The sequence below is a fragment of the Thermoanaerobaculia bacterium genome, from assembly GCA_018057705.1.
Classification (GTDB): domain Bacteria; phylum Acidobacteriota; class Thermoanaerobaculia; order Multivoradales; family JAGPDF01; genus JAGPDF01.
Genome location: JAGPDF010000037.1, coordinates 18,877 through 27,280 on the forward strand (window position 1 = coordinate 18,877; position 8,404 = coordinate 27,280).

Annotated in this window: 8 protein-coding genes; 3 read left to right on the forward strand and 5 right to left on the reverse strand. The window is 73.0% G+C overall.

Annotated elements, in window-relative coordinates; all coding sequences use genetic code 11:
* Positions 1 to 10 precede the first annotated feature (10 nt).
* Genes KBI44_12710 through KBI44_12730 form a run of 5 tightly spaced genes read right to left on the reverse strand, consistent with a single transcriptional unit; the run spans position 11 to position 6,165 of the window.
* Positions 11 to 2,224 (reverse strand): response regulator, encoded by a 2,214-nt coding sequence (locus KBI44_12710; GenBank protein ID MBP9145339.1) that lies wholly within the window; start codon positions 2,222 to 2,224, stop codon positions 11 to 13.
* Positions 2,225 to 2,227: 3 nt separating this feature from the next.
* Positions 2,228 to 3,823, reverse strand: coding sequence for a hypothetical protein (locus KBI44_12715; GenBank protein MBP9145340.1), 1,596 nt, complete (start codon positions 3,821 to 3,823; stop codon positions 2,228 to 2,230).
* Positions 3,816 to 4,133 carry a hypothetical protein gene (locus KBI44_12720; protein MBP9145341.1) on the reverse strand — a complete coding sequence of 106 codons (318 nt, stop codon included), beginning with the start codon at positions 4,131 to 4,133 and terminating at the stop codon, positions 3,816 to 3,818. The genes KBI44_12715 and KBI44_12720 overlap by 8 nt, the downstream gene beginning before the upstream one ends.
* The gene (locus KBI44_12725) at positions 4,130 to 4,522 is read right to left on the reverse strand and encodes a chemotaxis protein CheW (protein ID MBP9145342.1); all 393 of its coding nucleotides are present in this window, start codon (positions 4,520 to 4,522) and stop codon (positions 4,130 to 4,132) included. Before KBI44_12725 ends, KBI44_12720 begins: the two co-directional genes overlap by 4 nt.
* Positions 4,519 to 6,165, reverse strand: a complete 1,647-nt coding sequence (locus KBI44_12730; protein ID MBP9145343.1) for a methyl-accepting chemotaxis protein — start codon at positions 6,163 to 6,165, stop codon at positions 4,519 to 4,521. The genes KBI44_12725 and KBI44_12730 overlap by 4 nt, the downstream gene beginning before the upstream one ends.
* 239 nt (positions 6,166 to 6,404) lie before the next feature.
* Here KBI44_12730 and KBI44_12735 point away from each other — a divergent pair, with 239 nt between their 5' ends.
* The 3 genes from KBI44_12735 to KBI44_12745 form a co-directional block, all read left to right on the forward strand.
* On the forward strand, positions 6,405 to 6,776 hold the full coding sequence (locus KBI44_12735) for a response regulator (GenBank protein MBP9145344.1): 372 nt from the start codon (positions 6,405 to 6,407) through the stop codon (positions 6,774 to 6,776).
* Between the two features lie 7 nt (positions 6,777 to 6,783).
* A complete protein-coding gene (locus tag KBI44_12740) occupies positions 6,784 to 7,545 on the forward strand; it encodes a GAF domain-containing protein (protein ID MBP9145345.1) in 762 nt (253 codons plus the stop codon).
* 63 nt (positions 7,546 to 7,608) lie between these two features.
* Positions 7,609 to 8,404, forward strand: a 796-nt coding sequence (locus tag KBI44_12745) for a penicillin acylase family protein (GenBank protein ID MBP9145346.1), incomplete at its 3' end; no start/stop codon positions are given.

The following is an 8,404-nucleotide window of genomic DNA, read 5'->3' on the forward strand; positions in this document are numbered from 1 at the left end:
GGTTCAGGCCTCAGCTGCCGGTCAGGCGGCGCACGGTCTCGACCAGGTCGGTCGCGACCAGGCTCTGCTTGGTCAGGTAGGCGTCGGCGCCCGAGCGCAATCCGCGCAGGCGGTCCTCGGAGCTCTCACGGGTAGAGACGACGACGATCGGCAGGTGCGCGAATCGTTCGATCTGGCGCAGCTGCGCGGTGAGCTCGAAGCCGTCGAGGTTGGGCATTTCGATATCGGTGACCAGGCAGTCGAAGGCCTCGACCGCGAGCCGCCGCAGCGCCTCGTCGCCATCGGCGGCGACCTCGACGCGGAAGCCGGCGTCCTCGAGAATGCGGCGCTCCATTTCGCGCGTCACCCGCGAGTCGTCAACCAGCAGGAGACGGGTGAGCTCGCGCGGTGTGTCGGCGAGGGCGACCGGCGCCCGCCGGCTCGAGGACTCGCGGCCCAGCAGCCCCTGCGGCGCGAGCACGGCGACCGGATCGCCCGAGGGCAGGAGGGCCGCGCCGTCGACCAGCGACGACACGCGCGCGCGGCGCGGCAGTGGACGCACCAGCAGCTCGACCTCGCCCTCGACGCGGTCGACCGAGAAAGCGACCGGCCGGCCGGCCACCGAACCCTCGATGAGAAGCTTCGCGACGTCGGCGCCGGTGGCGCCGCCGGGGGCAGCTGCGATGCCGAGCGCTTCGCCGAGCGCCACGAACGGCACCAGGCGGTCCCCGAGGATCGCCATCCGGTGCCCGCCGTTCTCTTCGACGGTGACGCCGGAGAGGTTCTCGATCCGTCGCACGGCGACCGCCGGCACCGCGAGAAGGGCGCTGCCGATCCGGACGAGGACGACCTGCTCGCCGCGGCGCGCCACCGGCAGGTCGAGCACGACCTCGGAGCCCGCGCCGACTTGCGAAGTGATCCGCACCTCGCCGCCGAGGCGGGCCACGGCCGCTTCGACCGCATCGAGACCGACACCGCGCCCCGAGACTTCGGAGGTCGCGTCTCGCGTCGAGAAGCCGGGCAGAAAGACGAGCCGCAGTGCGTCGGCCTCGGGCAGCGCCTCGAGCGCGGCGCGCGGCAGAAAGCCCCTCGCCACCGCCTGCCGGGCGACCTCGCCGGCGTCGATGCCGCGACCGTCGTCGGCGATCCGGATCTCGACCCCGCGCCCGCCCGGCGCGGCAGCGATGCGCAGCCGTCCCGCCGCGGGCTTGCCGGCCGCGAGACGCTCCGCCGGGCCTTCGATGCCGTGGTCGACTGCGTTCGAGACCAGATGGCGGAGCGCGCCGTCGAGCTCGCGCGCGATGCGCCGGTCGAGCCGTGTCTCCTCGCCCTCGAGCTCGACTTCGATCTGACGGCCCAGGCGGCGGGCGAGCTCGCGGGCGTTGCGCGCCAGGGAGCGCAGCGTCGGCTTGAGCGGGACGATCTGCAGCGCGAGGACCGCTTCGATCTGCTCTTCGCCGGTGCGCGCCAGACGGGTTTCGAGTGCGCCCGCTTCGAGAACCGCCTGCCGCAGCGAGGCGGCGACCACGGCCAGCGCTTGCGCCGGCTGCGGATCGCGGACGCCGTCCTCGGCGAGGTTCGCGAGCTCTTCGAGCCGCGCGAGGAGGCGCCCGGTGACGACTGCAGCGGCGCGCACGCGCACCGCCCGCTCGGCGAACGCTTCGAGGCCGGCGGCTTGCAGCCCCGCGCTGTCCGAGCGCTCGTCGGCGGCGAGCCGCTCGTCGCTGGCCCGGCGGTCTTCGTGCCCCCGCCGGTCCTCGCCGGCCCGGCGGTCTTCACCGGCCCGGCGATCCTCACCGGCGCGGCTCTCGCCGCCCGCGCTGGCCTCCGCAACGATCGCCGGCGGCACGCCGGAGGCGGTCCCGGGCGCCGGGACGGCCGTGGACGGTCGAGCCGCTGCGCCGTGGCGCTCGAACTCGATCAGCAGGTCGGTCGCCGCCAGGACCGGATCGCCGCTCTCGACCCATTCGACCATCGCCTGAAGGGCGTCGTGGGCAGAGAGCAGCAGTCCCTCGAGGGCCGGGGGCCGGGCGAGGACGACCTCTTCCGTGGCGTGGCAGAGCTCGGCGAACGGCGCGATCGCCATCATGCGGCCGGCGCCCTTCAGGGTGTGGAGCTCGCGCTGGATCTCGACCAGCGCCTCCGGCCCGCGAGAGAGCCCGGGCACGAGGTCGGCGAGTCGCTGCAGGCGCTCGCGCGCCTCGGCGACGAAGACCGGCACGAGCTCGAGCAGCTCGTCGTCCACGACCTACCCGGAAGTCCAGCGCTCGAGGTTGATGTCGATGCCGAGCACCGCCACCAGCTCGCCGTCCTCGAAGAACGGCGCGGCGGCGGTGACGACCTTCTCGTGGGTCAGGATGGAGGTCATGGCCGACGTGACGATGCCGCGGCGCTCGGCGGCGGCGGCGCGGAACCAGGGACGATCCGAGAAGTCGTGTCCGAAGCGGATCTCGTCCGGGATCGCGACGAGGCGCAGCAGGGACGGCTGACCGACGATCGCCGTGCGCTGGCGGCGGCGATCGTTGACGAAGATCAACTCGACGTCGGGCCGGTCCTCGAGCAGCGACTCGAGCCGCCGTTCGAGGGCGTCGGGGCTGGCAAGAAGCGGCTGCAGCTCGGCTGCCCAGCTCTCCGCCAGGTGCCGGAGCGAGCTCGGAGAGTCGAGCCGGAAGCCCTGCGCAAGGAGCTGGACGCTGACCGCCGCCTCCTCGAGTCCGCGTGCCGCGCCGGAGAAACCGCGCAGCCCGTCGGCGATCTGCTGCACGACCGCCGAGGCCTCGCGCAGCGTCTGCACGACCTGGAGCGAGGCGGTGCGCTGCTCGGCGGTGCCGGCGGAAATCTCGCGCGCGGCGGCGGCGGTTTCGACCAGCGCGTCGCGCAGGCCGGCGATGGCGCCGGCGGTCGCGGTCACGCGCAGCAGCACGCGCTCGGCCTCGCGCCCGCCGGCGCTCGTCGCCTCGACAGTGGCGGCGATCGAAGTCGAGAACTCCTCGAGCAGCCGGCGGACCGAGGCCGCCGCGTCGCGCGAGCGTCCGGAGAGCCGGCGGACCTCTTCGGCGACCTCGCCGAAACGGCGTCCGACGTCGCCCGACTCGCCCGCGGCTTCGATCGCCGCATTGAGCGACAGCAGATGGGTTTCGCGCGCGATGTCTTCGACCAGCGCGAGGACGCCGAAGATCTCCTCGGCGCGGCGTTCGAGATCGGTCGCCCGCTTGGCGATCGCCGCGATGCGCTCGCGCAGGCGCTCGACTCCGGCCACCGCCCTCGAGACGGCGGCAGCGCCCTCGGTGCCGGTCGACTCGCCGAGCCGCGCCAGCTCCGCCTGGGCCTCCGCGTTGCCGGCGATCTGGGTGGCAGTCTGGGCCAGCTCCTCCATCGCGGCGGTGATCTCCACCACCGAGGCCGACTGCTGCGAGGAGCCGGCGGCGAGCTCCGAAGCGATGCGCTTGACGGCGCCGGCGGCGCCGGCGACCTCCACCGACGAGCTCTGGATCCGCGCCGCGAGGACTTCGAGCGGCGCCAGGGCCTCGCCGAGCGGAGCGGAGAGGGCCGCCGGGAGGTCGGCGGCGATCACCTTGGCGCGCACCAGGTCGGCGGCGGCGAGCTCGTCCATCGAAGCGACCAGGCGCTCGCGGTCGGCGCGCTTCGCGGTTCGCAACGCGAAACTGCGGCGGATGGAGGGCAGTGCGGCCGCGATCACCAGGGGGGCGACGAGCAGCGCCGCGGTCGAGCGCCAGGAGGCCGAGCTCGCCGCCTCGGCGACAGCGATGAGCACCACGGTGAGCAGGGCGAGCAGGACCGGGGCGAGCGGCAGGACGCTGCGCAGGGCATGGCGGTCAATCATGGAGAACCCCGTCCGCGAGCGTCATCAGTACGAGTGGTTCGCCGGCGAGCAGCGCGAGGCCTGCCGATCCCGCCGGAAGATGGGGACGCAGGCGTGCCGAGAGCGGTCGCACCGCGAGCTCGGCGGCGAGCGTCAGCACGGCATCGACGGCGAGCCGGCCGCCACCCGCAAGCCGCAGCTCGATCCCGCCGCCAGTGGCCGGGACCTCGAGCTTGTCGACCGTCTCCGTCCGCTCGATGCCCGATACCTGCTCCGCCGGCAGGCCCCAGAGTGTGCCGGCGCGGCGCACGATCAGAAAGCCGCCGGTCATGCCTCGACTCCGAGCCGTTCGGTATCGACGACGGCGACCGGGCGGCCGCCGACGAGCGCCGTGCCGAGGGCGAGTGCCGAAGGATCGAGCTCGACGACTTCGATGGCGTCGTCGACCCCCAGCCCGACGAGCTCGCGCTCCTCGCCGCTGCCGAGCCAGGTCACCACGGTGATCGGCGGTCGCGAGCTGCCGCGCTCCTCGCCGAGGAGCTGCGCCAGGTCGAGGACGGCGAGTGGCTCGCCGGCGAACTCGGCGAGACCGATGAGTCCGGGCCCCGCGCCGGGCAGCGGATGCAGTCGCGTGCCCCGGACGACGCGCCGCACGGCGGCCGCCGGCAGCGCCGCGACCTTCTCGCCGCAGCGGACCAGAAGGTAGGGGGTGGAGCTCACGTTCCGATCTCCGTCCAATGACGCACGTTGACGTCGAACTCGACCACGGCGACCGGCTGGCCGGCGGCGTCCCGGCGGGCGACGGCGATCATGATGCACGGCTGGCCGGACATCACCGAGAGCTCGGGCGGCGTCACCACCGCGCGCGTGCTCTCGAGCGCCTTCTTGAACCAGACGCGGTCGGAGAGGTTGCGCCGCCGCAGCTCCTGGAGCGCCTCGGCGTTGCTCTCGCGGAGGTCGCGGGCGATTTGCGTCGCGAGGACCTTCCCCCGGGGATCGACGATGCAGCCGCATTCGACGAACGGCGCGGCACCCACGAGCTCGTCGATCAGCTCCTGCGCGCCTGCACCGCCCCCAGCCAGCGCAGCGCCCGCAGCCATCGCAGCGGGCGTACCGGCGAGGCGCGCCGCCCACTCGTGAACCATCCGCTTGAGCGAACGGGGAGAGTCGAGGCGAAAGGTCTGCGCCAGGAGCTCGAGGTCGAGGCCGATCGTGCGCAGCCGGCCCGAGGTCGCGGAGAGTTGGGAGAGGTCGCGCGACATCCGTTCGACCACCTGGTGGAGCTCGCGCAGCGTCGAGAGGACCTCCTCGGTGGCGGAGGTCTGCTGCCTTGTGACCGACGAGATCTGCCGCGCGGCCTCGGAGCTCTCGCGCAGCGAGGCGCGGAGAATTCCGAGCGCGCCGGTGGCCGCCCGGGCCTCTTCGAGGACGCGTGCGGCCTCCTTGCTGCCCTCCTCGGTCGCGACGACGGTGGAACGGATGGCGCTCGCGAACTCCTCGATCTGGCTGCGGACCGAGGCCACGGAGTCGCGGACGCGCTCGGCGAGCACCCGGACCTCGCCGGCGACGACGGCGAAGCGCCGGCCGCGGCCGCCGGCCGCCGACGCCTCGAGCGCCGCGTTGAGCGACAGCAGATGGGTCTCCTGGGCGATGTCGCTGATCAGCTCGAGCACCCGGAAGATCTCCCGCGAGCGCGTGCCGAGCGTGTCGGCGCGCATCGTCACGTCGGCGATGCGGCGCTCGACCGCGCCCACCCCTTCGACCGCCTCGGCGACCGCCGAAGCACCCGCGGCGCCCTCGCCCTCCGCGGTGAGGACCAGCTGGTTCTGACGCTCGGCATGCTCCGAGATCTCGGCGGCCGTGCGCGAGAGCTCCTCCATGGCGGCGGTCACCTCGCCGGCGGCGGCGGCCTGCTGCGCCGAGCTCGCCGCGAGCACCGTCGAGCCGCGCTCGACGCCCTCCGCGGCGCCCGCAACTGAATGCGAGTTCGCCTGCAGCTGTTCGACCCGCGTCGCCAGGCCGGCGACCGCGCGACCGACGCCGGAGGCGAGATCGGCGTCGAGCGTCCGTGCCAGCTCGCCGGCGCCGATGAGGTCGCCGTCCCCGAGCTGCCTGAAGACGCCGATGAGACGGGCGCGCAGGCCCGAGCGCGGGTCGCTCGCCCGGGCAGAGAGCTCGAAAAAGAGCAGCAATGCTGCGCTGCCGATCGCGACGACGTGAAAGATCACTTGCAACAGCGGCGTCGCGGCCTCACGGCTGGCGCCGGCGAGCAGCCAGCCGCCGGCCGCCCAGGTCGCGACGAAGAGCAGCCCCGGGGTCGTGAGCGATGTGGATTCGATCCGGTTCGCGGACGCCCGGCTCATCCGGCCCCTTCGGGGCAACCGGCCCCTCCAGAGTACTCCGGGCGTGCGACCCTGCGGAGGGTCAGGATCGAGCCGCTGCGTGATTCCACGGTCGAGGCTCCTTCGAAGAGTCTGCATCGTCACCCAGAACGGCGGAGGATGCAAGACCGGCCGCGTCTTCGCGTCTTCAGATGCCGCCGCGCACCTTGGGGCGGAGCTGTTGAAAGGCCCCGACCCTTCGTCTACACTGCCCGGGTACCGTGAAACCCAAGAAGATCCTCGTCGTCGACGACTCCGACCTGATGCACCGCATGTACGGCGTGATGCTGCGCGGCGGCGGTCTGGTCGCGGCGCGGGACGGCGACGAGGCGCTCGCCAGGATCGCCGCCGACCCCGAGATCGATCTCGTGCTACTCGACATCAACATGCCGAAGATGAACGGCTTCGAGGTTCTGAAGGAGCTCGGAATGCGCGGCCTGGTTCCGGCGCTGCGGGTCATCGTCGTGACGACCGAGGGCAAAGACGAAGATGCGCGGCGCGGTCTCGCCGCCGGCGCCGCCGCCTACCTGACCAAGCCGTTCCGCGCCGACGAGGTGCGGGCGGCGATCGCCGCGCTGCCCGATCCCGAATGACACGCGCATGAAACCGGAACCGGCCGCGCACGAACCGCTCGTCGACCAGTTGCGCGACGCTCTGGGACGCGCCAGCGAGCTCGTGGCGCGCCTGTCGACGACGCTTGCGGCGGCGGCGCGCGGCGAGGTCGAGGGGGCGGCGAGCGTCGAGCCGCCGCCGGTTGCCGACCGGCTCGAACGGGAGCTCGACGAGGTGCGCGTCGACATGCAGGAGATCTCGGTCCGGCTGGTCGACACCGAGCATCAGCTCGACCGGCTGATGAGCCTCTACGTCGCGACGTACCAGCTGCACGCCTTCCTCGATCCGCGGCAGGTGTCGAGCGCGATCGCCGACATCGCGGTGAATCTGCTCGGCGCCGAGCGTTTCGCGCTGCTGCTCCTCAAGGACGACGGGCACGATTTCGAGATCGCCTTCTCGCAGGGCACCTCGGCCGAAGGGACGCCGGGCTTCTTCGGCGAGATCTACGGCGGCGGCGACCCGCTCTGCGACGCCGCGCTCCTGGACGGCTCTCTCAAGCTCGGCCCGACGGCGACCTCGAACACGATCGCCGCCGTGCCGCTCAAGATCCAGGACCAGATCGTCGGCGCCCTCGTCGTCCTCAAGCTCTTCGACCACAAGCCGGTGCTGCGCCCGGACGACCGCGATCTCCTCGATCTGCTGTCGGCCCACGCCGCCTCGGCGCTGTTTGCCGCCCGCCTCTTCGCCGCCAAGGACAGAAAGCTCCGAACTCTGGAGAGCCTCGTCCGCCTCGCTCGCCGCGACGAGTAGCGGCCGACTCCGGACGCCAATCTGCGGGGGGCGGCTTCCGGCCCCGCGATAGAGTCCGCAGCCATGTTCCTCGGCAAGCTCCTCCGCTTCGTCGTCGTCGTCCTCCTCCTGGTCGCCGCGCTCGCCGCCGGCGGCTTCTACTGGCTCAAGTCGCGCGGCTTGCCGCAGCGCGAGGGGCAAGCCGCCCTCGCCGGCCTCCAGGCCCCGGTCGAGGTGCGCTGGGACCGCTGGGCGATGCCCTACGTCCGGGCCGCATCGGCGGCCGACGCGACGGCGGCGCTCGGCTGGCTGCACGCCAACGACCGGATGTTCCAGATGGAGATGTCGCGCCGCGCCGCTTCGGGCCGGCTCTCGGAGCTCTTCGGCGAGCGCGCCCTCGGTTTCGACAAGAAGGTTCGAAGGCTGCGCATCTACGCCGCGGCCGAGAAGTTGGTGGCCGCGGCCTCGCCGGAGAGCCGCGAGCTGCTGGCCGCTTACGCGAGCGGGGTGAACGCCTGGATCGAGACCCACCAGAGCGGCCTTCCACCGGAGTTCCGGATTCTGGGCGCCCGCCCGGAGCCCTGGCGCGGCGCCGACTCGATGGGCATCGTCTTCCTCATGGCGCGCCAGCTGTCGGCGATCTTCGAGCCCAACGAGGAGGAGCTCTTCGGCTTCCTGCGCGAGTTCGGCGCCGACCGCGCGCGCGAGCTCGCCGGCACGCCGCAGGCGCAGGTCTTCGACGAGGTGAAGCGCCTCGCCGACGAGACCCCCGCCGCGGGCCAGCCGGTGGGGAGCAACCCCGAGGGCTCCGGGCTCGGCAGCAACAACTGGGCGGTCGCTCCCGGGCGCTCGGCGACGCACTCCGCGATGGTCGCGAACG